Raw genomic sequence first — 23566 nt, forward strand, 5'->3', positions numbered from 1 at the left:
CCTCCCGTCGCACCGGCGCACCGGGTCGGCGCGCGGTGCACCGCATCGTGCACCCGCCGGTTCCCGGCCGTCGGCCGACGCGCCGGGTGCCGCGGCCCGCGCCGTATCGTGGTGCGGATGGCCACGTTCAGCGAGCACCTGCGGGGCAGGTCCGACGACGACCTGGTGCGCCTGCTGCTGCGTCGGCCCGACCTCGCGCACCCCTCCCCCGCGACCCTGGCGTCCCTCGCCGCGCGGGCGACCAGCCGCCCCAGCCTGGAGCGGGCGCTCGCCGGCGTCGACGCGGCGGTGCTGCAGGCCGTGGAGTCGGTGGTCGTGCTGCTCGCCGGCCCCGACGCGGTCGCCGACCCCGGCGCGGGGGTGCGTGCCCGTGACGTCGTGGCGGCCGTCGGCGCCGACCGGGCGGCGGCCCCGGGCGTGCGCGAGGCCCTCCGCGACGCGACCGACCTCGCGCTGCTGCACCCCGTCGGCGGTCGCGCCGCCGACCCCGTGCTGCGCCCCGCGCCGGGCGTCGCCGAGCTGCTCGGTCCCGGTGCCGCCGGGCTCGCGTCCGCGCGCGCGGACGACCCGGACGAGGCCGCCGTGCGGGAGGCGCTGGCGTCCGCGCCCGCCGCGGGCAGGGCGGTGCTCGACGCGCTCACCTGGGGTCCCCCGGTCGGCGTCCGCCCGGCGTCCGGGCCCGCCGCCGACGCCGTGACCGAGCTGCTGCGGCTCGGGCTGCTCGTGCGCGCGGACGACCGGCACGTGCTGCTCCCCCGGTCCGTCGCCCTCGTGCTGCGCGACGGCCGGACGCACCGGGCGCCGGCCACCCCGCCCGGCGACGCGGACCTCCCGCACCGCGACGCCGCCCTGGTCGAGGCCGAGCACGCCGCGGCGGCCGAGCGGGCCGTGCGCCTCGTGGCCGGGCTGGTCCGGCTGTGGGAGCAGGCACCGCCGCCGGTGCTGCGGGCCGGAGGGCTCGGGGTCCGCGACCTGCGCCGCACGGCCGCGGCGCTCGAGGTCGCCGAGCCGGAGGCGGCGCTCGTCGTCGAGCTCGCCGGCGCCGGCGGCCTGGTGCGCGACGACGGGGAGGAGACGCCGCACTGGGTCCCCACCACCGCCGCCGACGAGTGGCTCGCCCAGGACCTGCCCGGGCGCTGGGCCCGGCTCGCGGCGTGGTGGGCGACGACCACGCGCACGCCGGCCCTGGTCGGCACCCGGGACGACCGCGGCGGGGTGCGCGCGGCGCTCGGCCCGGACGGCGCCCGGCCGTGGGCGCCGCGCCTGCGCCGGCAGGTGCTCGACGTCCTCGAGGCCCTCGCGCCGGGCGCCGCCCCGGCGGCGGAGCAGGTGCGCGCCGTGCTCGCGTGGCGCACGCCCCGGGCCGTGCCGCCGGCGGACGCGGTGGGGGCCGTGCTGCGCGAGGCCGGCTGGCTGGGGGTGCTCGGCGCGGGCGCCCTGCCCGCCGCCGCCCGCGCGCTGCGGGACGACGACCCCCTGCCGGCCCTGGCGCGTGCGCTGGACGCGGCCCTGCCCGCCGCCGTCGACGACCTGCTGCTGCAGGCCGATCTCACGGGCATCGTCCCCGGGCGCCCGGGCGCCGCCCTGGAGGCGCTGCTGGACGCGAGCGCCCGGGTCGAGTCCCGCGGCGGCGCCCTGACCGTGCGGTTCACGCCGGAGTCGGTGCGCGCGGCCCTCGACGCGGGCCGGTCCGCCGACGACCTGCTCGGGGAGCTCGCCGCGCACGCCCGGGGCCGCGTGCCGCAGCCGCTGGAGTACCTGGTCCGCGACGCCGCCCGGCGGCACGGCCGGCTGCGCGTGGGCAGCGCCTCGTCGTACGTCCGCGTCGAGGACCCGGCCCTGCTCGCGGGCCTCGCGGAGGACCCGCGCCACGCCGCGCTCGGCCTGGTGCGGCTCGCGCCCACCGTGCTCGCCGCGCAGGCGCCGGTGCACGAGCTGCTCGCCGCGCTGCGCGCGCACGGCCTCGCCCCCGTGGCCGAGACGCCCGACGGGCAGGTGCTGCACGCCGCGCCGACGGTCCGCCGCGTCGCCGCCCCCCGTCCGCGCGCCGACGAGCCGGCACGCGGCGGGGTGCCGCCGGCCGAGCGGGCGGCGGCGCTGGTCGGCGTGCTGCGGCGTGCCGGGTCGGAGCACGGGGCCGCGTCGCACCGCGGCGCCGCACCCGGGGCGGGCGCCGCACCCGGGACGCCCGGCGCCGCCGGCGCCCGCCCCGCCGGCGCGGGCCGCGCGGGGGGAACAGCCGACGTCGCCGAGGCGTTGGGGCTGCTGCGCGAGGCGGCCGCCGGGCACGCCGAGGTGTGGCTGGACGTGGTCGGCTCGCGCGGCGCCCTGGAGCGGCGGCGCGTCCGTCCCGTCCGCGTGGACGGCGGACGGGTGCGCGTCGTCGACACGACCCGGGACGCCGAGATCGTCGTCGCCGCGCACCGCGTGGCCGCGGTCACCCCGGTCGCCGGCCCCGACGCCGCCGACCACGCCCCCGACCCGTGGAGGACGGACCCCGCATGACCGACGGACCCCTGATCGTCCAGAGCGACAAGACCCTCCTGCTCGAGGTCGACCACGACCAGGCGGAGGCCTGCCGCCGCGCGATCGCCCCGTTCGCCGAGCTGGAGCGCGCCCCCGAGCACGTCCACACCTACCGGCTGACGCCGCTGGGCCTGTGGAACGCCCGGGCCGCGGGCCACGACGCCGAGCAGGTCGTCGACACGCTGCTCGAGTACTCGCGCTACCCGGTGCCCCACGCGCTGCTGGTCGACGTCGCCGAGACCATGTCCCGGTACGGGCGGCTGCAGCTCGTCGCGCACCCCGTGCACGGGCTGGTGCTGCACGCGCTGGACGCCGCCGTACTGGCCGAGGTGCTGCGGTCCAGGCGCACCGCCGGTCTGGTCGGCGAGCGGCTCGACGACACCGACGTGGTCGTCCACGCCTCCGAGCGCGGCACCCTCAAGCAGGCGCTGCTCAAGCTCGGCTGGCCGGCGGAGGACCTCGCGGGCTACGTCGACGGCGAGGCGCACCCCATCGACCTCGACACCTCCGGCGAGTCCGACCCGACGCCCGACGGCACGCCCCGCCCGTGGCAGCTGCGGCCGTACCAGGCCGAGGCGGCGGACGGCTTCTGGCACGGCGGCTCCGGCGTCGTCGTGCTGCCCTGCGGCGCCGGCAAGACGCTGGTCGGCGCCGCGGCGATGGCCCGCTCGAAGACCACGACGCTGATCCTCGTCACCAACACCGTCTCCGCCCGGCAGTGGCGGGACGAGCTGGTCCGCCGCACCTCGCTGACGCCCGACGAGATCGGCGAGTACTCGGGCTCCCGCAAGGAGATCCGCCCCGTCACGATCGCGACGTACCAGGTGCTCACGCTGAGGCGGAAGGGCGTCTACCCCCACCTGGAGCTGCTCGACGCCCGCGACTGGGGCCTCATCGTCTACGACGAGGTGCACCTGCTGCCGGCCCCGATCTTCCGGATGACCGCCGACCTCCAGGCCCGCCGGCGCCTCGGGCTCACCGCCACGCTCGTGCGCGAAGACGGCCGGGAGGACGAGGTGTTCAGCCTCATCGGCCCCAAGCGGTACGACGCCCCGTGGAAGGACATCGAGGCGCAGGGCTACATCGCGCCCGCCGACTGCGTCGAGGTCCGCCTCACGCTGCCCGACCGGGACCGCATGCTCTACGCGACCGCCGAGCCGGAGGACAAGTACCGCCTCGCCGCCAGCGCCCCGGGCAAGACGCAGGTCGTCAAGCAGCTCGTCGCCCGGCACGCCGGGGAGCCGCTGCTCGTCATCGGCCAGTACATCGACCAGCTCGAGGAGCTCGCGGACGACATCGGCGCGCCCGTGATCACCGGGTCGACCACCGTGAACGAGCGGCAGCGGCTGTTCGACGCGTTCCGGGCCGGGGAGATCACGACGCTCGTGGTGTCGAAGGTCGCGAACTTCTCGATCGACCTGCCCGAGGCGTCCGTCGCGATCCAGGTCTCCGGCTCGTTCGGGTCCCGCCAGGAGGAGGCCCAGCGCCTCGGCCGGCTGCTGCGCCCGAAGGGCGACGGACGCACCGCGCACTTCTACGCGGTCGTCGCGCGGGACACCGTCGACCAGGACTTCGCGGCGCACCGGCAGCGGTTCCTCGCGGAGCAGGGCTACGCCTACCGCATCGTCGACGCGGAGGACCTCGAGCAGCCGGCCTGACGCCCCCGCCCCCGCGCGCACTGCCCCGTCCCCCGCGCGCCTCGCACCCCGCGCACCCCGCACCTCGCGCGCACTGCCCCGTCCCCCGCGCGCCTCGCACCCCGCGCACCCCGCACCTCGCGCGCACTGCCCCGTCCCCCGCGCCCACCCCGTACCCCCGCGCGCACCCCGCACCCCCTGCGCACCCCGCACCCCCGCACCCCCGCGCGGCCCGCGACCGGGCTCCCGTGTGGTCGCCGAGAGTCCAGGACACGCCGGCGTACCAGCCGCGCCCCCGGGCGTGTCCTGGACTCTCGGTGCACGGGTACCCGGGCGGAGCGGGCGAGGGAGCGGAACGGGAGCGCGCGGGAGCGGGAGCGGGAGCGGAGCGGGAGCGGGAGCGGGAGCGGGAGCGGAGCGGGAACCGCGGCGCGTGTTCCTCCGTTGCGACGGGTGCACGCCCTGAGAAAGGATCGTCGGGTGCCGTCGTCGTCCCGTGGCTGGTCCGCCGCCCTCCCGCTCGTCCCCGTGCTGCTCGCGGCACCGCTCCTGGTGGGGGCCGCCCCGGCGGCGCCCGTCCCGCTGACCCCGGCCGTGGCCGCGTCGTCCGCGCCCGCCGGCCCGGTCGTGCCGGCGAGCGACCCGCTGGCGCTCGCCGGCGAGATCACCGACCAGGCGGGCGTCCTGGGCGGTGACGAGGGCACGGTGCAGGCCGCGCTGGACGAGCTCGCGGAGGCCACCCCGTACCAGCTGTACGTCGTGTACGTGGACGACTTCGGCGACCTCGACCGTCTGGACTGGGTGCAGCAGACGGCGCAGCAGACCGGCCTCGGCTCGCAGGACATGGTGCTGGCCGTCGCCGTCGACCAGCGCTCGTACGTGCTGGCGCCGGAGTCGGTGGACGGGCTGTCGGGCAGCGCGCTCGACGGCGTGGCCGCCGACGTCGAGGACCGGCTGCGTCAGGACGACTGGTCGGGCGCCGCCGTGACCGCCGCCGACGGCATCCGCGAGGCCGCGACCGGGGGCGGCGGCGGGTCGGCGCTGGGCTGGCTGTTCGTCGGCGGGCTCGTGGTGATCGCGGTGCTCACCGCGGTCGGCTGGGCGAGCGCCCGCCGCCGCTCCCGCCTCACGACGCCCGCCGGCGCCGGGGGTCCCCAGGTGCCGGGCCGCCCCGCCGACCCGTACGCCGAGCTGCCGACCGCGGAGCTCGACCGCCGCTCGTCGTCGGCGCTCGTGGGCGCGGACGACGCCCTGCGGTCCTCCGAGCAGGAGCTCGGCTTCGCCCAGGCGCAGTTCGGCCCGGACGCGACCCGCGAGTTCGAGCAGGTCCTGGCCCAGGCGAAGGCCCAGGTCACCGAGGCGTTCCGGCTCCGTCAGACGCTCGACGACGACGTCCCGGACACCGAGCCGCAGGTGCGGCAGACGGCCGGGCGCATCCTGGCGATCGTCGACCAGGTCTCGGACGCGCTCGACGCGCAGAAGGAGGCGTTCGACCGCCTGCGGGACGTGGAGTCGCGTGCCGGCGAGGCGCTGGACGCGCACGAGCGTGTCGCCGCTGCCCTGCGCGCCCGCGTCGAGGCCGCGCGCGGCACGCTCGCCACGCTCGCCGCGACCTACCCGGCCACCTCGCTCGCCTCCGTGACCGGCAACCCGGACCAGGCGCTGCGGCTGCTCGACGAGGTGGGCACGGCGATCGGGCAGGGGCGCCAGGCCGTCGCCGCGGGTGACCGCGGCATCGCCGTGCGGTACGCCCGCGCCGCCGAGGAGGCGCTCGGGCAGGTCACGACGCTGCTGGACGCCGTCGACCGCGCGGGCACGGACCTCGCCACCATCGGCGCGCGGCTGGACGCGGCCGTCGCGTCGATCGGCTCGGACCTCGAGGACGCCGACCGGCTCGCGCCCCGGCACCCGGAGGTGTCGGCCCGCGCCGAGGCCGCCCGCGCCGCGATCGCCACCGCGCGCGCCGCCCGCGACGGGCAGGGCGACCCGCTCGCCGCGCTCGCGACCATCACGGACGCCGAGGCCGCGATCGACCAGGCGCTCGCGCCGATGCGCGAGGCGCAGGACCGCGCCGCGCGCTCCCGGCAGCTGCTCGAGCAGACGCTCGGCCGCGTGGACTCCGCCCTGCGCGGCACCACCGACTACGTGGAGACCCGCCGCGGCGCCGTCGGCCCGGAGGCCCGCACCCGCCTCGCGGAGGCCCACCGGCTGTTCCGCGCCGCGGTGGACCAGCGGGAGACCGACCCGGAGCAAGGCCTGGTGGCGGCGCAGCAGGCGGAGCGGCTCGTCCGCGAGGCGCAGTCGCTCGCCCAGCGCGACGTCGACTGGTACGACGAGCAGCGACGCGGCGGCCCCCGCGGCGGGGGCGGCGGCGGTCTCGGCGACATCGGCGGGATGGTGCTGGGCGGCATCATCATCGACTCGATCCTGCGCGGCGGGGGCGGCGGCTGGGGCGGCGGCGGCGCGCACGGCGGCGGCGGGGGCTTCGGGGGCGGCGGCCACGGCGGCGGCTTCGGCGGGGGCGGCGGCTTCGGCGGCGGCGGCCGGGGCGGCGGGTTCTGATCATGTTCGGCAGGCGCACCACACGAGAGAGGCACCAGGCGATGACGGAGAAGCAGAGCATCTTCGGGCGGATCACCCAGCTCGCTCGGGCGAACATCAACGCCCTGATCGACCAGGCCGAGGACCCCCAGAAGATGCTGGACCAGCTGGTCCGGGACTACACGAACTCGATCGCGGAGGCCGAGAAGGCGATCGCGCAGACGATCGGCAACCTGCGCCTGGCGGAGCAGGACTACAACGAGGACGTCGCCGCGGCACGCGAGTGGGGTGCCAAGGCGCTGGCCGCGTCGTCGCGCGCCGATCAGTACCGCCAGGCGGGCGACGCGGCGAACGCCGACAAGTTCGACAACCTGGCCAAGGTCGCGCTCGGCAAGCAGATCGCCGCCGAGGGCGAGGTCCGCGACTCCGAGCCGATCATCGCGTCGCAGCGCGAGACGGTCGAGAAGCTCAAGTCCGGCCTGGCGCAGATGAAGGACAAGCTGGGCCAGCTCAAGCAGCGCCGGGACACCCTGGTGGCGCGGCAGAAGTCGGCGCAGGCGCAGCAGACCGTGCAGACGGCGATCTCCTCGATCAACGTGCTCGACCCGACGAGCGAGCTCGCCCGCTTCGAGGAGAAGGTGCGCCGCGAGGAGGCCCTCGCGATGGGCCAGGCGGAGATCGCGGCGTCGTCGCTCGACGCGCAGTTCGCCGAGCTCGAGGCCTCGGGCGAGGAGATCGAGATCGAGGCGCGCCTCGCCGCGCTGAAGTCCGGCGGCCGGCCGCAGCAGCTCGGGACGACGCCGGTCACGCCGCAGATCGAGGCCTGACCCGGGTCCCACCCCGGACGCTCGACGGCCCGGTCACCCCGCGAGGGGCGGCCGGGCCGTGGCGCGTGCGGGGCTCAGGCGGCGGCGGTCTCCGACGCCCGGGCGACGACGAGCCGGGCGAAGGTCTCCGCGATGCGCCGGCCGTCCACGAGCACCTGGGCGTCGGCGGCCGCCACCGCGGCGTCGATCGCCGCGACGTCCGCGTCGCCGGCGAGCTCCGCCCAGCGGTGCATCGTCGCGGGCGACGCCTCCGGGTGGAACTGCAGACCCCACGCGCGCTCGCCCACGCGGAAGGCCTGGTACGGGTAGGTGCGGGACGCGGCGAGCCAGGTCGCGCCCCGGGGCAGGTCGACGATGGCGTCGCCGTGCATCGTCGGCATGGGGGTGCTCCGCCCGGCGTCGGCGGCCAGCGCGCCGAGCAGCGGGTCCGCCGCGGCCTCCGGGCGCCAGCGCACGTCGACCACGCCGGCCTCGCGCCCCGGGGGCGCGTCGACGTGCACCCGGCCGCCGGCGGCCACAGCGAGCAGCTGCGCGCCGAGGCAGATGCCGAGCACGGGCACGCCGGCCGCCACCGCATCCGCCAGCAGCGCGCGCGTGGTCGCGACCGCCGGCGCGTCGTCGTAGGCGTTGGTCTCCCCGCCGAGCACCAGCAGGCCGTCGCGCACGCCGGAGGGGACCTCGTCCGCGTGCGCGCGCACCAGGCGCACCTGCACCCCGGGCAGCGCGTCGGCGAACCGGTCCAGCGGCGCGGTCTCGTCGAGCTGGACGACGGTGAGGACGGGGGTCGTGGGGGAGTCGGCACTCACGAGGCAGCACCGTACCGCGCCGCGGTCACGACCAGCGCGCTCCCAGGCAGCATCCAGGAACCGGGCGCACACTGAGACGGTGACCGCCGCACCGCACACCCCCGAGGCACGGCTCCTCGTCGTCGACGACGAGCCGAACATCCGCGAGCTGCTCGCCACCTCCCTGCGCTTCGCCGGGTTCGAGGTGCACGCCGCCGCCGACGGGGGCACCGCGCTGCGCCTCGCCAAGCAGGTGCAGCCCGACCTGCTGGTGCTCGACGTGATGCTGCCGGACATGGACGGCTTCACCGTGACCCGGCGGCTGCGGGAGAAGGGCCAGCACGTGCCCGTCGTCTTCCTCACCGCGCGCGACGAGACCGCCGACAAGATCACCGGCCTCACCGTCGGCGGCGACGACTACGTCACCAAGCCGTTCAGCCTCGAGGAGGTCGTGGCCCGCATCCGCGCCGTGCTGCGCCGCACCGCCGTGGGCGAGGTCGTCGCCGCGAGCGTGCTGAGCTACGAGGACCTGGAGCTCGACGAGGACAGCCACGAGGTCCGCCGCGCCGGGCAGGTCGTGGACCTGTCCCCCACCGAGTTCAAGCTCCTGCGCTACCTGCTGCTCAACCCGGGCCGCGTGCTGTCGAAGGCGCAGATCCTCGACCACGTCTGGCAGTACGACTGGGGCGGCGACGCGAACATCGTCGAGTCGTACATCTCGTACCTGCGCCGCAAGGTCGACCAGGTGACGCTCCCCGACGGCACCAAGGTCGCGCCCCTGATCCAGACCAAGCGCGGCGTGGGGTACATGCTGCGCAAGCCGAGCGGGTCGTGACGGCCGGGCCCGAGCAGGACCGCCGCCCGCCGGCGGCCGGGGCGCAGGCGGGCGCGGCGCCGGCCGGCCCGGCAGCCGCGGGCGCACCCCCCGGGAGCGGGACCGCCCCCGCCGACGCGCAGGACGCGCAGACCGCCACCGACCGGCTGGTGGCCCCGCTGCGCGCGGCCTGGGCGCGCACCCCCCTGCTCGCCCGCCTCGTCGGGATCACCACCGTGCTGCTCGCCACCGGGCTCGGGATCGCCGGCGCCGTGACGACCACGCTCCTGTCGGACTACCTGGTCAAGCAGGTCGACACCAAGCTCGACGCCAACAACCGCGTCTACGGGAACTCGATCGCGCAGATCTACCACCAGTACGGCACGCTCTCCGTGCTGGACGACGAGACCGGCTGGGGCGCGATCGACTACGCCCTGCGCGCCGAGATCTTCGGCGAGGCCGGCGACGTGACCCCGACGGAGGACACCCGCGAGGACTTCGGCACGCCGCGGCTGCCGTCCGTCGACGCCTCCCGGCTGACCGGCGGCACCACGTTCTTCACGGTCGGCAGCGACCTGCGCGGGTCGTCGTGGCGGGTCGCGCTGTCGCCGATCACCGCCTCCACGGGCGACGAGGGGAAGACGGTCGTCGGGTACGTGATGCTCGCGCAGCCGCTCGGCGAGGTGCAGGACATCGTGCGCCGCGCCGCGCTGCTGCTGTGGTCGAGCGCCCTGTCGATCCTCGTCATCGGCGTCGTCGTCGGCGGCTGGGCCGTGCGGCGGTCGCTGCGCGGGCTGCGGGAGATCGAGACCACGGCCGCGCGCATCGCCGCCGGGGACCTGTCCGAGCGCGTGCCGCCCGCCCCGGAGACCACGGAGGTCGGCCGGCTCGGCGCCGCGCTCAACACCATGCTCAGCCAGATCGAGGCGGCGTTCGACGACCGGACCCGCTCGGAGGAGCGGATGCGCCGGTTCGTCGCGGACGCGTCGCACGAGCTGCGGACCCCGCTCGCGGCGATCCGCGGCTACGGCGAGCTGTACCGGATGGGCGCGCTCACCGAGAAGGAGCAGGTGGACGACACGATGCGCCGCATCGAGCAGTCGGCCACCCGCATGGGCGGGCTCGTCGAGGACCTGCTCGCCCTGGCGCGCCTGGACGCGAACCGGCCCGGGCGCACCGACACGGTCGACCTCGCCGTCCTCACGACCGACGCCGCCCACGACCTGCGCGCGCTCGACCCGACCCGCGAGGTGCGCGTCGGCTCGCTCGCCGGCGCGTCGGCGGGACCGTCGGTCGTGGTCGGCGACGAGCCCCGGCTGCGGCAGGTGCTGGCGAACCTCATCGGCAACGTCGCGCGACACACCCCGGCCGGCTCGCCGGCGGAGCTGTCGGTCGGGCGGCTCGGGGACCGCGTGGTCGTCGAGGTGCGCGACCACGGACCCGGCATCGCCCCCGAGCACGCCCACCGCGTGTTCGAGCGGTTCTACCGGGTCGACGCGTCCCGCACCCGCGAGGGCAACGGCACCGGCGGCGGCGCCGGGCTCGGCATGGCGATCGTCGCGGCGATCGTCGAGGCGCACCACGGCGAGGTCGCGATCACCGCGACGCCCGGCGGCGGTGCGACCGTCCGCGTGGCGCTCCCCGCGGGCGAGTCCGGGAGCTCGCGCACGTCACAGGATCACCCGGGCGACTGACCGGACCCGCGTGCGCGGCCGTCCGGGCTTGGGGCTACGATGGCGCGTCCGAGCAGGGTCGTCTGGTGCAGTGAGGCTTGTCCATGGGCGTCTACGACGCGCCACAGTGGCTGTTGTCCGCGTTCGTCCGCAGCGCGCAGGGTGCGGGGGCGACCGCACCGCCGGACGAGATCCGGGAGGTCGGGGCGGACCTCGTCGGCCGCTGGACCGGACCCGGGCGGACGTACCACAACCTCCGGCACCTGACCGACGTGCTCGCCCGCGTCGACGAGCTCGCCGAGGAGACGCACGAGCCCGACCTGGTCCGGCTCGCGGCCTGGTACCACGGCGCCGTGTTCGACGCGGCGCACGTCGCGGCGTACGCCAACCGCGGCGGCGAGGACGAGGTCGCCTCGGGCGTCCTCGCCCGCGAGCAGCTCACCGGGCTGGGAGTCCCCGCCGACCGGGTCGAGCGCGTCCACCAGCTCGTGATCGCCCTCGTCCGGCACAGCGCCGACCCCGCCGACTTCGACTGCGCCGTGCTCTGCGACGCCGACCTCGCGATGCTGGCCGCCGAGCCGCAGCGCTACAAGGCGTACCTGCACGACGTCCGTGAGGAGTACGCCGACATCCCCATGGCGGACTACATCCGCGCACGGCAGCGCATCGTCCGCAAGCTCCTCGGCCGGCCCAGCCTGTTCGTCAGCCCCCTGGGCGCCGCGTGGGAGGAGCCCGCCCGGCAGAACCTCGGCGCGGAGCTCCACAAGCTCGACAAGGTGCTCGCGGAGCTCGAGGGCGGCGCCACCGGCCAGGGCGCCGCTGCCGAGGGCGTCGCGGGGCCGGACGCCGCGGGTTCGGCCGGCCCGGCCGGGTCCGCCGAGGCCACGCCCGCCGACCGGCACCCGGTGCGGCCCGGGGCGTGACGGTCCTCGTCGACCCGCCGCTCTGGCCGCGGCACGGCCGCACCTGGTCGCACCTCGTGAGCGACACGTCGCTGGACGAGCTGCACGCGTTCGCCGCGCGCGCCGGGCTGCCCCGGCGGGCGTTCGACCTCGACCACTACGACGTGCCCGACGACCGGCACGCCGCCCTCGTCGCGCTCGGCGCCGAACCGGTCTCCGCGGGCGAGCTCATCCGCCGCCTGCGCGCCTCGGGCCTGCGCGTCCCGGCCCGCGACCGCCGCCGCCCGACCTGACCCACCCCCCACGCCGCCCGCCCCGCCCGGCCCCGCCCCACCCGGCCCCGCCCCGCGAGTTCGGCAGTACGCGTGCGAGTTCGGCAGCTGCAGCTGCCGAACTCGACTCGGAGTGCCGAACTCGCGCCCGGGGGCGGGCACACGCCCGGGGCTGGCACACGCCCGGGGCGGGTACGCGCCCGGGGCGGGTACGCGGCGGGCCGGCCACCCCCGGAGGGGTGACCGGCCCGTCGTGCGTGCGGTGCGGACGCTCAGCGCCCGCGTGCGGCGTGGCTCAGAAGTCCATGCCGCCCATGCCACCGGCGTCCGGAGCGGCCGGTGCGGCCTTCTCCGGCTTGTCGGCGACGACCGCCTCCGTGGTGAGGAACAGCGCCGCGATGGACGCCGCGTTCTGCAGCGCGGAGCGGGTGACCTTGACCGGGTCGTTGACGCCCGCGGCCAGCAGGTCCTCGTAGACGCCGGTCGCGGCGTTCAGGCCCTGGCCGGACGGGAGGTTGCGCACCTTCTCCGCCACGACGCCGCCCTCGAGGCCCGCGTTGACCGCGATCTGCTTGAGCGGGGCGTCGATCGCGACCTTCACGATGTTCGCGCCGGTCGCCTCGTCACCGGTGAGCTCGAGCTTCTCGAACGCGACGGCACCGGCCTGGATGAGCGCCACGCCACCACCGGCGACGATGCCCTCCTCGACGGCCGCCTTGGCGTTGCGCACGGCGTCCTCGATGCGGTGCTTGCGCTCCTTGAGCTCGACCTCGGTCGCCGCACCGGCCTTGATGACGGCCACGCCGCCGGCCAGCTTGGCGAGGCGCTCCTGGAGCTTCTCGCGGTCGTAGTCCGAGTCGGAGTTGTCGATCTCCGCGCGGATCTGGTTCACGCGACCGGCGATCTGCGCGGCGTCGCCGGCACCCTCGACGATCGTGGTCTCGTCCTTGGTCACGACGATCTTGCGCGCGGTGCCGAGGACCTCGAGGCCCACGGTGTCGAGCTTGAGGCCGACGGTCTCGGACACGACCTGGCCGCCCGTGAGGATGGCCATGTCCTGCAGCATCGCCTTGCGGCGGTCGCCGAAGCCCGGGGCCTTGACGGCGACGGACTTGAAGGTGCCGCGGATCTTGTTGACGACGAGCGTGGCCAGGGCCTCGCCCTCGACGTCCTCGGCGACGATGAACAGCGGCTTGCCGGACTGGATGACCTTCTCCAGCAGCGGCAGCAGGTCCTTGACGTTCGAGATCTTCGACTCGACGAGCAGCACGTAGGCGTCCTCGAGGACGGCCTCCTGGCGCTCCGGGTCGGTCACGAAGTACGCCGACAGGAAGCCCTTGTCGAAGCGCATGCCCTCCGTGAGCTCGAGCTCCAGGCCGAGGGCGTTGGACTCCTCGACCGTGATGACGCCCTCCTTGCCGACCTTGTCGAGCGCCTCGGCGATGAGCTCGCCGATCGCGCTGTCGCCGGCCGAGATGGACGCCGTGGCGGCGATCTCGTCCTTGGTCTCGATCTCCTTCGCCTGCTCCAGCAGGGCGGCGGTGACGGCCTCGACGGCCTGCTCGATGCCGCGCTTGAGGGCGATGGGGTTCGCGCCGGCCGCGACGTTGCGCAGGCCCTCGCGCACCAGCGCCTGGGCGAGCACGGTGGCGGTGGTGGTGCCGTCACCCGCGACGTCGTCGGTCTTCTTGGCGACCTCCTTGACGAGCTCCGCGCCGATCTTCTCGAACGGGTCCTCGAGCTCGATCTCCTTGGCGATGGAGACACCGTCGTTGGTGATCGTGGGGGCGCCCCACTTCTTGTCCAGGACGACGTTGCGGCCCTTGGGGCCGAGGGTGACCTTGACGGTGTCGGCGAGGGTGTTCAGACCCCGCTCGATGCCGCGACGGGCCTCCTCGTTGAAGGCAATGATCTTGGCCATGGGGCTATCGATCCTTCACTCTGGCTCGTGGTTCGGCCGGTCGGTGCCCGCGACGGACGGTCGCTCCGGCCCGTCGGTCATGTCCCGTCGGGCGGTGCGACCTCACCGGGTCGGCCTGGGTTGTCATTCTGTCACTCTCGACCCGAGAGTGCTAACACCAATGGTTAGCACTCGACCCTGGTGAGTGCAAGGCGCTCCGCCCTCGGCGGACGCGGTCCGGGCCGGTAGCCTGCCGCGCATGCCCGCTCGCCGCACCACCGCCGTCGTGCTGCTGGCCGCGCTGGGCACGGCACTCGTGGCGTGGGGCGCGTCGGGGCCGCGGGACGCGTCGCTGCCGCTCTACGCCCAGGGCGTGGCCCTCGACGCCACCGGCGCCGTGGTGGACGTCCCGGTCGGGTCACCGGCGGCGCTGCACGACGGCACCCGCGTGCTGGACGTCCCGGGCACGCGCGCGGACGACGCGCTCGCGGAGGAGCAGCGGGCGTGGCTCGCCGCCGGCACGCTGCCCGGCGGGGCGGACGGGCCGTACGCGGACATGGTCGCCGACGCGCTGCTCGACCTGCACACCCTGCTGCTGCCGGACGGGGCGGCGGTGGCAGCGTGGACCGACCGGTGGCGCTACGTGTGGCCCCGCGACGCCGCGTTCGTCGCGGTCGCGCTGGCCCGGACGGGGCACGGCGACGACGCGCTCGACGTGCTGGGCTTCCTCGACCGGGTGCAGGCGCCCGACGGCTCGTTCGAGGCGCGGTACCTGCCGGACGGGTCGGGGCCGCCGGACGCCCGGACCCCGCAGACCGACGGCACGGGCTGGGCGCTGTGGGCGGCCGGCGAGGTGGTCGACGCCCAGCCCGCGGACCGGCGCCGGGCGGTGGCCGAGCGGCTCCGCGGGCTCGTGACGCGGTCCGCCGCCGGCGCGGTCGCGCTCACCGCCGACGACGGCCTGCCGCCCGCCTCCCCGGACTACTGGGAGGTCGCGGAGGACGAGCTGACCCTCGGGACGGTCGCACCGCTGCTCGCGGGCCTCGAGTCGGCGCCGGCGCTCCTGGAGCTGCTCGGCGAGGACGGGGCTGCGGCCGCTGCCCGGGAGGCCGCCGGGCGCACCCGGGACGCCGTCGAGCGGGAGTTCGGCGACGACACCGCGTACGGCCGGTACGCCGGGGGCAGCGTCCCGGACGCCGCGAGCGCGTTCGTCCTGCCGCCGTTCCAGCCGGAGCCGCTGACCGGGGCGCTCGACGCGTGGCAGGCCTCGGCGGAGGCGATGGCACGTCCCGCGGGCGGCCTCGCGCCCGGGGCGGCGTGGAAGCGCGACGGCATCTCCTGGACGCCGCAGACCTCGCTCTACGCCCTGGTGGCCGCGGAGAACGGCCGGCCGGACGAGGCGCGGGCCCGGCTGGACTGGCTCGACGCCCACCGGACGATGCTCGGCGCGCTGCCGGAGAAGGTGCTCGCGGACGGCTCACCCGCGGCGGTCGCCCCGCTGGCGTGGACCGCGGCGTGCGTGGTGCTGGCCGTCGGCGCGCTGGACGGCTGACCCGGCGCGCCGACGGCCGGGGCTCTCAGAGCGGGCGCACCTGCTCGGCCTGGGGGCCCTTGGTGCCCTGGCCGACCTCGAAGTCCACCGACTGACCCTCCTCGAGGGTCCGGTAGCCGTTCGTCTGGATGGCGCTGAAGTGGACGAACAGGTCCTGGCCGCCGTCGGCCGGGGTGATGAACCCGTAGCCCTTCTCGGCGTTGAACCACTTGACGGTTCCCTGCGGCATGCGGTGCTCCTGATGACGACGTGACCGGTCGCCGACGGCCCCCGTCCCCCGGCGGGCCGGCGGGCAGGCACCGCGACGCGCCGAGCGTAGCCGCGCCCCCTCACGGGCGGAAGAGGCGGCCGGACCTTCAGCCCGCGAAGTCGGCCAGCAGGAGCACGACGACGCCCTGGTCCGCGACCTCGGCCGACTCGACCACGCTCGTCAGGCCGAGCGTGGCCGCGACCTGCTGCGCGGTGACCGCGAGGTCGGCGTTCGCGTAGAACACCGTGGAGGCGGTGCTGCCGCCGGCGTTGCCGTTCCCGGCCGTGACGTCGGTGAAGCCGGCGCCCTGCAGCTGCTCCGCGGCACCGCCGGCGAGCCCGCTGATGTTCGCGGCGTTGAGCACGCGGACCGGCACGGACAGGTCGGGGGCGGGCGGCGGGACCTCCTCGACCGGGGCGTCCCCGGTCTCCTCCGGCGCCGGGGCGCCGCCCGTGTCGTCCGGGCTCGCGGCGGGGCCGGACGACGAGGGGGGCGCCGAGGCGTTCGTGTCGTCGCCCCCGCCGATCACGGGCAGCTTGCCGTCCCAGGACGCGGCCCACAGCACGGCCGACACCGTCAGGGCCGGCACGACCACGACCACCGCGACGAACGGCCACCACCGGCTCCACCAGCTCCGGGGTGCACGGTGCACGCCGATCGGTGCGTCCTGCGCCGGACCGGCGTCGAACTCGTCCTCCGGGAAGCGGGAGCTGGCCTTGGTCACGGCGGACAGGCTAACGGCTCAGCCTGGCGGGACGGTCCAGCACGCCGCGCGGGTCAGGCGTCGGCGCCGAGGCGGCGGGCGGACCGCGCCCGCTGCCGGGTGGACCGCATGCGCCGGAGCCGCTTGACGAGCATCGGGTCGTGCGCGAGGGCGGCCGGCGAGTCGATCAGCGCGTTGAGCACCTGGTAGTACCGGGTGGCCGACATGTCGAACAGCTCGCGGATGGCCTGCTCCTTGGCGCCGGCGTACTTCCACCACTGCCGCTCGAACGCCAGCACCTGCTGGTCGCGCTCGCTGAGCCCGTCGGCGTCGGCGCCGCCGTCGACCGCGACGAGGGCGGGCCGGGCGGCCGTGCCGAGGTCGAGCCCCGCCGTCGCGTCCATCCGTGCCCTCCCGTGCCTGCCGCCATCCGGTCCGCCGCCCATCGTACGGCCGGAATGACACGACTGTCATTCGTCGCGGGGGCCACGGGGCGGTCCGCTAGCGTGGGTCGCCGTGAGCCCCGCCGCACCGCTGTCCGAGCTCGTCGCCGCCGACTGGGCCGCCGCGCTCGCCCCGGTCGAGGACCGGGTGCACGCCGCCGGGGAGTTCCTGCGGGCCGAGGTCGCCGCCGGACGGGGCTACCTGCCCGCCGGGCCGGACGTGCTGCGCGCCTTCACCCGGCCGCTCGCGGACGTGCGCGTGCTGGTGGTCGGCCAGGACCCCTACCCGACCCCCGGCCACCCGATGGGGCTGTCGTTCTCCGTGCAGCCGCACGTCCGGCCGCTGCCGCGCTCGCTCGCCAACATCTTCACCGAGCTGCAGGCCGACCTCGGGGTCCCCGCGCCCACCACCGGGGACCTGTCCCCGTGGGCGGACCGCGGCGTCATGATGCTGAACCGGGTGCTGACGGTGCGCCCCGGCGAGCCCGCCTCGCACCGCGGCAGGGGCTGGGAGGCCGTGACCGACCGTGCGATCGCGGCGCTCGTCGAGCGGGGCGGCCCGCTGGTCGCCGTGCTGTGGGGCCGCGACGCGCAGTCGCTGCGACCCGCGCTCGGGGACGTGCCCGTCGTGGCCAGCGCCCACCCGAGCCCCCTGTCCGCGAGCCGCGGGTTCTTCGGCTCCCGGCCGTTCTCCCGCGTGAACGCGCTGCTCGCCGAGTTGGGGGCGGACCCCGTCGACTGGTCGCTGCCCTGAGACGACCGGCCCGCGGCCGCGGCCGGCGTCGGAACCTCTGACACACCCGGGCCGCCGGGGGCACACTGCGGGGGTGAGGACGCACGACAGCAGGGGACCCGCACGCACCACCGGCCAGCAGCCCGCGGCCGGCGCCGACCCGGCCCACGACGGCGCACCGCCGCGCTGGGAGCGCTACGTCGCGATCGGCGACTCGTTCACCGAGGGCCTGTGGGACACGCCCGAGGGCGAGGACGGCCCCGTGCGCGGCTGGGCCGACGTGCTCGCCGGCCTGCTGTCCGACCGGCGTCGCGCGGCCGGGCTCCCGGCGCTGCGCTACGCCAACCTCGCGGTGCGCGGCCGGCTGCTGCGCCCGATCGTCGCCGAGCAGCTGCCACGGGCGCTGGAGCTCGGCCCGGACCTGGTCAGCCTCGTCGGCGGGGGGAACGACATCCTGCGCCCGGGCGCCGACCCGGACCGCCTGGCGCGGGACCTGGAGCGGGCGGTCGCGCTCGTCCGGAGCACCGGCGCGGACGTCCTGCTCGCCACCGGCTTCGACTCCTCGGGGTCCCCGCTGGTCTCCACGACGCGTCCGCGGGTCGGCGTGTTCAACGCCCACCTGTGGTCGATCGCGCGCCGCCACGGGGCGCACGTGCTGGACCTGTGGGGCATGCGGCACCTGCGCGACCTGCGGATGTGGGCGCCGGACCGGATCCACCTGACCACGGAGTCCCACGCCCGGGTCGCCCAGGGCGCGCTCGCCGCCCTGGGCATCGAGCCGGACGACCCGGCGTGGGACGAGCCGCTGGCCCCGCTGCCGCGCCTCCCCCGCGCGCAGCAGGCGCGCCTCGACGCCCGGTGGGTGCGGCTGTACGCCTACCCGTGGGCGACCCGGCGGCTGCGCGGCCGGTCGTCGGGCGACACCCGCGCCGCGAAGCTCCCGGCGCTCACGGAGCTCTGAGCGCCGCCCCTCAGCCGACGGCCGGGGTGTCCGTCACGAGGGCCAGCGACACGCCGGCGACGTCCTCGGCGGGCACCACGGCGCCGTCGAGCGCCACGACCGTGCTCGGGGCGGTCACCGGCGTGCGTGCCTCGGCGAGCGCCCGGTCGCCGGTGCCCCGCAGCGTGAGCGCGACCTCCCGGCCCGCGCAGCCGTCCGGGACGCCCGACAGCGAGGCCCGCGTCACGGCGTAGCCACCGAGCGCCGCGTCGTAGTCGACGTCGTACCCGACGCTGATCCGGCTCACGACGCACGCCCCCGGCGGGGCGGCCTCCCCGCCGTCCCACGTCATCGCGCGCGCCATCGAGACCGCCAGCCCGGCGCACCCGAGCCACGCCAGGGTGACCCCTGCCGCGCGACGTGCGCGGACGTGCTCGTGCGCCATGGGCGCCCCCTCCGTGGACCCTGCCCGGTCGATCCGTCGACCTGACGGGCCCATCGTCCGCCCGGCGCCGCCGTTGAGCACGCCGGGGCACGGTCCACCCCATCGGGGGACGCCGGGGTCAGCGGCTGCCGGCGCAGATGCCGAAGGTCTGGGGCACGTCGTCGCGGATGCCGAGGGCGCTCCAACCCTGCCGGGGCGTGACGCGGTAGACGGTCCCGCCGAGCGGCGCCACCGACAGCTCGCCCGTGCTGGTGCGGATCCTCGAGGTGTCGAGCGACCGCCCGGACGCCGCGAAGAACGTCTGCAGCGGCTCGAGGTCCACGTCGGCGCGCCAGCCCGCGAAGAACTGCGGCGTGCCCGTCACCCGGACGGTCGTGGTGAAGCAGGCGTCGTAGGCGCTGCCGGTCACCGCGGTGGAGGTCTGGCTGTACGTCAGCGCGGGGTCGTACGCCGGGGCGGGCAGGCGGTAGTGGCAGATCTCCACCTCGAACGACTGCCCCGCCTGCAGCACGGCCGCGCCGGGCATGCCGCCGGAGGCCACGCCCCCCACCTGCACCACGCCGTCGACGGGGCGCGGGTCGAGCACCTTCGCCCAGTAGGGGGTGTGCACCTCGAAGCCCGAGCCGTCGGCGACGCCGTTGAACGGACGCTGGTCCAGGTGCAGGTCGATCCGCCAGGTCGTGCCCGCGTCCCCCGAGACCGGCACCACGACGCACGCCTGCGTGCCGGACTGCGGCAGCACCGTCCAGCGCAGCGGGCCGAACACCGTCCCGGGGCCGGGCGTGACGGGGGCGGACGGGCCCGCCTGCGGCGCGGCCCAGGTGACGGGGACGCCCCACGTGCCGACCGTGAGCGCGACGCCCGCGACCCGCGAGGCGGCGTACGCGGGGACCGTCACGGTGGTGGTGTCGGCGGCGGCCAGGGTCACGGAGGCGTCGGACGCGGCGAGCGGGGTGCCGTCCGCCGTGTGCAGCCGCAGCGTGGCCTGCTGGCCGCGGCAGGCCGCGGGGACGCCCGACAGCACCACGGTGGTGAGCGTGCCCGACGCGCCGCCCGTGCCCGCCGCGAGCGCCGCGGTGGTGCAGGGCGCCGCGGCGGCGGTGGTCAGCCCGCCGGAGGACAGCAGCAGGCGGGCGGCGCTGGCCGGCGTGAGGAGCAGCAGCACGAGCAGGCCGGCGGTCGCGGCGACGACGGCGGCGGCCCGGCGACGGGTCACGGGGCGCGCTCCGGCGCGGCGCCCGGCACCGGCGCGGCATCCGGCACCGGCGCGGCATCCGGCACCGGCGCGGCATCCGGCACCGGCGCGGCATCCGGCCCCGGCGCGGCATCGGCATCGGCCTGCGCCTCGGGGCGTCCCGGCCACAGCAGCACGCCCGCGGCCACCACGAGCAGCGACGCCCACGCCCAGGGGTCCAGGAGCAGGGACGCGACGCGGCCGACCCCGGGCAGGTGGAGGCGGGCGATGCCCAGCACGTCCTCCTGGTGCGGCCGCCACGGGTCGGTGAAGCCGTTGTTGTCGCCCTGGATCGACCAGCCGGCGTCCGCGTCGCCGCCGACGACCCGGTGGATGATCCGCCCGTCGACGCCGGGCGGGGTGTAGACGACGACGTCCCCGGGCTCCGGGACCCCGCACCGGGACACGACGAGGTCGCCGGTGCGGTACGTGGGCTCCATCGAGTGGCCGGAGACGATGGTCAGCGTGGTGCAGCCGCCGAGCGTGCTCGGCCAGCCGAACCAGAGCAGCAGCCCCACGACGCCGGCGGTGAGCAGCCAGCCGGCGGCGGAGCGGGCGCGCCCGGGCACGCCGGAGGGCCGGCGCGGGGCAGACGTGCTGCCCGCGCCGGCCCGGTCGGCGTGCTCGCCGGGCACGACGGGTCCGGCGTCAGCCCGCGATGACGGCCGCGACGCCCTTGACGTCGGCAGCCTTCGGGGAGCCGGTGACCGTCAGGGTGACGGTGCCGCCGCCCGTGGGCACCGTGGCCTGGGCCCGGCCGAGGGACGTGCCCGCGGTCGTGGCGGCCGGGTCGGCGTCGAGCAGCTCGACGCTGACGGTCTGGCCCGCGCAGGTGTCGGCGACGTCGGTCAGCGTCACGCCGCTGACGGTGTAGCCCTTGGCGGCCACCGAGAAGGTGTTGGTGAAGCCGACCTTGACGCCGTTCGTGTCGCAGGACGCGACGACGGTGGTGCCGGCGCCCAGGGAGCCGGCGTTGAGGGTGAGCTGGGCGGCGGACGCCAGGCCGAGCCCGGCGACGCCGAGCGCGACGACGGTGACGGCGACGACCTTGCGGCGGCCGGTGCGGCGGACGGGGGTGGGACCGGCGGTGCGGCGGGACATGGGACTCCTCGCGGACGACGGCTCGCCAGGGCGAGGCGCGGCCGTGGAGCCGGGGGACGGACGCGCCTTCCGGCGCACCGAGGTCCCCCTGGCCCGCGCGCGCCGGCTGCCGAACGGTAGGGCCTGCGGCTGCGTGGTCGTGCACCCGTTTGGGTGGCAGCACCCCCGCCGTGGTACGTCAATTGCGAATTTGCACCAGATAGCCCCACAAACCGGACATATCGGGCGGGTGAACTTCGGTCGCGACGCTGGTCAGCGCGCCGCGGTGCGCAGAGATTCCACCGGAAGGCGGGCGACCACCTGGGTGCCGTTCCCCGGGACGGATGTCACCCGGAGGTCGCCCCCGGCCAGACGCAGGCGGTCGCCGAGCCGAGCCGTCCCGGAGGCGGGCACGGACCCCGGCACGAAGCCGACGCCGTCGTCCGCCACGCGCACCTCCAGGGCGTCCCCGACCACCGCGACCCGCACGTCGACCACCGCCGCGTGCCCGTGCCGCAGCGCGTTCGTGACGCCCTCCTCGACCACGCGCACCGCGAGCAGCCGCTCGGACCGGGTCAGACGTGGGTCCGCCGGGTCGTCGAGCACCCGCACCTCGTCCGCGACCCCGAACCGGGTGTTGACCGTCGTCGGGATCCGCCCGAGCAGGGCGCGGACCGCCGGGACCATGCCGACCTCGAGCTGGTCCGGGTAGAGCATGCGCGAGGTCGAGCGCACGTCCGTCTCCCGCACCAGCTCGATCTGCTCGCGCACCTCCCCCAGCAGCTCGAGGTCCTCCGGCTCCGCGCGGCCGGACAGCCGGTCGCGCAGCCGGTCGAGCCGCGCGACCACGAGCACGAGGCGCTGCTGCATGCTGCCGTGCAGCCCCTCCGCCACCTCCCGGCGGACACGCACCTCCTCGTACTGCAGGGCCTGGAGCGCGAGCTCGATCTGCAGGCGGCTCTCCGCCGCGGCCGCGACCTGGGTCCGCAGCCGGCGCTGCGACAGCATGGCGGCCAGGCCCATGAACCCCGCGATCCACGCCACGACCGCCCCGCTGACGACCTCCGCGAGCACGACCGAGCGCGCGGGGTGGGGGTAGATGCCCAGCGTGACCTGCACGCCGAACCGGACGCCCGCAGCGGCCACCCCGGCGGCGAGCACCCCGAGCACCACCAGGGTCATGGGACGGCGCGGACGCGCCACCCCCACCACGACCAGCAGGACGAGCATGCCGACCACCGCCGTCAGGTTCGCCGCGATCCGCAGCAGCACCGGCACGGACCCGCCCTGGTTGCCGTAGACCCACGCGGTCTGCGCCGCGGCACCGACCGCGAACACCGACATGACGGTGCCGGCGGCCAGCAGCAGCGTCCGCCGGTCGGCCCGCGCCGCTGCCGGGTCGTCCGCCGTCGCTGCGGGCATGTGCACTCCCCCATCCGTGGGACCGTTCGCGCGCCGACCCGGCGTCCGCGGGTCACATTGACCATACTGTCCGAGATGTCCGATCCCACATCCACCCAGGTCCGCGTGGTCGTCGTGGAGGACCAGCCGCTGTTCCGGTCGATGCTGGAGCTCACGCTGGGAGCCGCCGACGACGTGCGCGTGGTGGCCTCCGTCGGCACGGTCAGCGAGGGAGCCGCGGCCCTGCGGCCCGGTGCCGCCGACGTGGCCGTGCTCGACATCGACCTGCCCGACGGCAACGGCATCGCGCTCGGCGTCACGCTGCGGCGCCGGCAGCCGGACCTCGGCATCCTGCTGCTGTCGGCGCACGACGCCATGGACCTGCTGCTCGACCTGCCCCCGGACGTCGCCAGCGGGTGGTCCTACCTGTCCAAGACGTCCTCCACGAGCGCGCAGACCCTGGTCGCGGCCATCCGGGCCACCGCGGCGGGCCGCACCACGCTGGACCCGGCGCTGCTCGACCGGATGGCGCCGCGCGCCGGGTCGACGGTCGCCCGGCTGACCGACCGGCAGTACGCCGTGCTGCGGCTGCTGGCGCAGGGGCTGTCCAACGCCGGGATCGGCGAGGCGCTGCGCATCACCGAGAAGTCGGTCCAGAACCACATCAACGGCATCTACGGGACCCTCGGGATCGACGTGGACCCCGGCCGCAACCCCCGCGTCACGGCGGCCCTCCGGCTCCTGGAGGAGACCGGCCGCGCGTCCTGACGCGCCCGCACGACCACGGGTGGCCCCGGCGCCCCGAGATGCCTGGCATCCGTTCGGGTGAGAGTTCCCCACCGCGCCGCGGCGTGGGTTACAGTAGGCACGCCCTCGGTCGCCTGCCCCCTGCGCGGCCGAGGGCTTCT

The 23566-nt window shown here is 76.7% G+C and carries 22 protein-coding genes; 12 read left to right on the forward strand and 10 right to left on the reverse strand.

Annotation, left to right across the window (positions count from 1 at the left end):
• The first annotated feature begins 117 nt into the window (after positions 1 to 117).
• The 4 genes from AAHH18_RS14370 (at position 118) to AAHH18_RS14385 (ending at position 7531) form a co-directional block, all read left to right on the forward strand.
• Positions 118 to 2505, forward strand: coding sequence for a helicase-associated domain-containing protein (locus AAHH18_RS14370; RefSeq protein ID WP_343302077.1), 2388 nt, complete (start codon positions 118 to 120; stop codon positions 2503 to 2505).
• Complete coding sequence (locus AAHH18_RS14375; protein ID WP_283321545.1) at positions 2502 to 4184, forward strand: DNA repair helicase XPB; 1683 nt, start codon at positions 2502 to 2504, stop codon at positions 4182 to 4184. Before AAHH18_RS14370 ends, AAHH18_RS14375 begins: the two co-directional genes overlap by 4 nt.
• A gap of 459 nt (positions 4185 to 4643) precedes the next feature.
• Positions 4644 to 6725 (forward strand): TPM domain-containing protein, encoded by a 2082-nt coding sequence (locus AAHH18_RS14380; RefSeq protein ID WP_343302078.1) that lies wholly within the window; start codon positions 4644 to 4646, stop codon positions 6723 to 6725.
• Between the two features lie 41 nt (positions 6726 to 6766).
• Positions 6767 to 7531: a PspA/IM30 family protein gene (locus AAHH18_RS14385; protein ID WP_283321547.1), complete on the forward strand. Its 765-nt coding sequence runs from the start codon at positions 6767 to 6769 to the stop codon at positions 7529 to 7531.
• Between the two features lie 74 nt (positions 7532 to 7605).
• On the opposite strand, the gene AAHH18_RS14390 is transcribed toward AAHH18_RS14385, so the two are convergent.
• Positions 7606 to 8337, reverse strand: a complete 732-nt coding sequence (locus AAHH18_RS14390; protein WP_343302079.1) for a type 1 glutamine amidotransferase — start codon at positions 8335 to 8337, stop codon at positions 7606 to 7608.
• A gap of 79 nt (positions 8338 to 8416) precedes the next feature.
• On the opposite strand from AAHH18_RS14390, the gene AAHH18_RS14395 reads away from it, so the two are divergent.
• The 4 genes from AAHH18_RS14395 to AAHH18_RS14410 all read left to right on the forward strand — a co-directional run bounded on the left by AAHH18_RS14395 (position 8417) and on the right by AAHH18_RS14410 (position 11998).
• Positions 8417 to 9151 (forward strand): response regulator transcription factor, encoded by a 735-nt coding sequence (locus AAHH18_RS14395; RefSeq protein WP_283321549.1) that lies wholly within the window; start codon positions 8417 to 8419, stop codon positions 9149 to 9151.
• Positions 9148 to 10824: a sensor histidine kinase gene (locus tag AAHH18_RS14400; protein ID WP_343302080.1), complete on the forward strand. Its 1677-nt coding sequence runs from the start codon at positions 9148 to 9150 to the stop codon at positions 10822 to 10824. The genes AAHH18_RS14395 and AAHH18_RS14400 overlap by 4 nt, the downstream gene beginning before the upstream one ends.
• Before the next feature lie 83 nt (positions 10825 to 10907).
• A complete protein-coding gene (locus AAHH18_RS14405) occupies positions 10908 to 11726 on the forward strand; it encodes an HD domain-containing protein (protein WP_343302081.1) in 819 nt (272 codons plus the stop codon).
• Positions 11723 to 11998: a DUF4031 domain-containing protein gene (locus AAHH18_RS14410; protein WP_343302082.1), complete on the forward strand. Its 276-nt coding sequence runs from the start codon at positions 11723 to 11725 to the stop codon at positions 11996 to 11998. The genes AAHH18_RS14405 and AAHH18_RS14410 overlap by 4 nt, the downstream gene beginning before the upstream one ends.
• A 274-nt stretch (positions 11999 to 12272) precedes the next feature.
• Here AAHH18_RS14410 and groL read toward each other — a convergent pair whose 3' ends face one another.
• On the reverse strand, positions 12273 to 13898 hold the full coding sequence (gene groL / locus AAHH18_RS14415) for a chaperonin GroEL (protein WP_283321553.1): 1626 nt from the start codon (positions 13896 to 13898) through the stop codon (positions 12273 to 12275).
• 238 nt (positions 13899 to 14136) lie between these two features.
• Here groL and AAHH18_RS14420 point away from each other — a divergent pair, with 238 nt between their 5' ends.
• Entirely contained in the window at positions 14137 to 15429 is a 1293-nt protein-coding gene (locus tag AAHH18_RS14420) for a glycoside hydrolase family 15 protein (protein ID WP_343302083.1), read from the forward strand.
• A 25-nt stretch (positions 15430 to 15454) separates the two neighbouring features.
• Here AAHH18_RS14420 and AAHH18_RS14425 read toward each other — a convergent pair whose 3' ends face one another.
• The 3 genes from AAHH18_RS14425 to AAHH18_RS14435 form a co-directional block, all read right to left on the reverse strand.
• Positions 15455 to 15658: a cold-shock protein gene (locus AAHH18_RS14425; RefSeq protein WP_222171312.1), complete on the reverse strand. Its 204-nt coding sequence runs from the start codon at positions 15656 to 15658 to the stop codon at positions 15455 to 15457.
• A 127-nt stretch (positions 15659 to 15785) separates the two neighbouring features.
• Positions 15786 to 16403, reverse strand: a complete 618-nt coding sequence (locus AAHH18_RS14430; protein WP_343302084.1) for a LytR C-terminal domain-containing protein — start codon at positions 16401 to 16403, stop codon at positions 15786 to 15788.
• Positions 16404 to 16456: 53 nt separating this feature from the next.
• Positions 16457 to 16786: a DUF3263 domain-containing protein gene (locus AAHH18_RS14435; RefSeq protein WP_283321556.1), complete on the reverse strand. Its 330-nt coding sequence runs from the start codon at positions 16784 to 16786 to the stop codon at positions 16457 to 16459.
• 112 nt (positions 16787 to 16898) lie between these two features.
• On the opposite strand from AAHH18_RS14435, the gene AAHH18_RS14440 reads away from it, so the two are divergent.
• Positions 16899 to 17579 (forward strand): uracil-DNA glycosylase, encoded by a 681-nt coding sequence (locus tag AAHH18_RS14440; RefSeq protein ID WP_283321557.1) that lies wholly within the window; start codon positions 16899 to 16901, stop codon positions 17577 to 17579.
• A 73-nt stretch (positions 17580 to 17652) separates the two neighbouring features.
• Entirely contained in the window at positions 17653 to 18519 is an 867-nt protein-coding gene (locus AAHH18_RS14445) for an SGNH/GDSL hydrolase family protein (RefSeq protein ID WP_459349143.1), read from the forward strand.
• 10 nt (positions 18520 to 18529) lie between these two features.
• On the opposite strand, the gene AAHH18_RS14450 is transcribed toward AAHH18_RS14445, so the two are convergent.
• From AAHH18_RS14450 to AAHH18_RS14470, 5 genes are all read right to left on the reverse strand, one after another.
• Positions 18530 to 18943, reverse strand: a complete 414-nt coding sequence (locus AAHH18_RS14450; RefSeq protein WP_343302085.1) for a hypothetical protein — start codon at positions 18941 to 18943, stop codon at positions 18530 to 18532.
• A gap of 118 nt (positions 18944 to 19061) precedes the next feature.
• Complete coding sequence (locus tag AAHH18_RS14455) at positions 19062 to 20159, reverse strand: hypothetical protein (protein WP_343302086.1); 1098 nt, start codon at positions 20157 to 20159, stop codon at positions 19062 to 19064.
• Positions 20156 to 20812, reverse strand: a complete 657-nt coding sequence (locus AAHH18_RS14460; protein WP_343302087.1) for a signal peptidase I — start codon at positions 20810 to 20812, stop codon at positions 20156 to 20158. Before AAHH18_RS14460 ends, AAHH18_RS14455 begins: the two co-directional genes overlap by 4 nt.
• Positions 20813 to 20825: 13 nt before the next feature.
• Entirely contained in the window at positions 20826 to 21278 is a 453-nt protein-coding gene (locus AAHH18_RS14465) for a hypothetical protein (RefSeq protein WP_283321561.1), read from the reverse strand.
• A gap of 252 nt (positions 21279 to 21530) precedes the next feature.
• Positions 21531 to 22679 carry a sensor histidine kinase gene (locus tag AAHH18_RS14470; protein WP_343302088.1) on the reverse strand — a complete coding sequence of 383 codons (1149 nt, stop codon included), beginning with the start codon at positions 22677 to 22679 and terminating at the stop codon, positions 21531 to 21533.
• Between the two features lie 75 nt (positions 22680 to 22754).
• On the opposite strand from AAHH18_RS14470, the gene AAHH18_RS14475 reads away from it, so the two are divergent.
• The gene (locus AAHH18_RS14475) at positions 22755 to 23426 is read left to right on the forward strand and encodes a response regulator transcription factor (protein ID WP_283321563.1); all 672 of its coding nucleotides are present in this window, start codon (positions 22755 to 22757) and stop codon (positions 23424 to 23426) included.
• Positions 23427 to 23566 lie beyond the last annotated feature (140 nt).

The organism is Cellulomonas olei (assembly GCF_039548315.1).
Lineage (GTDB): Bacteria > Actinomycetota > Actinomycetes > Actinomycetales > Cellulomonadaceae > Cellulomonas.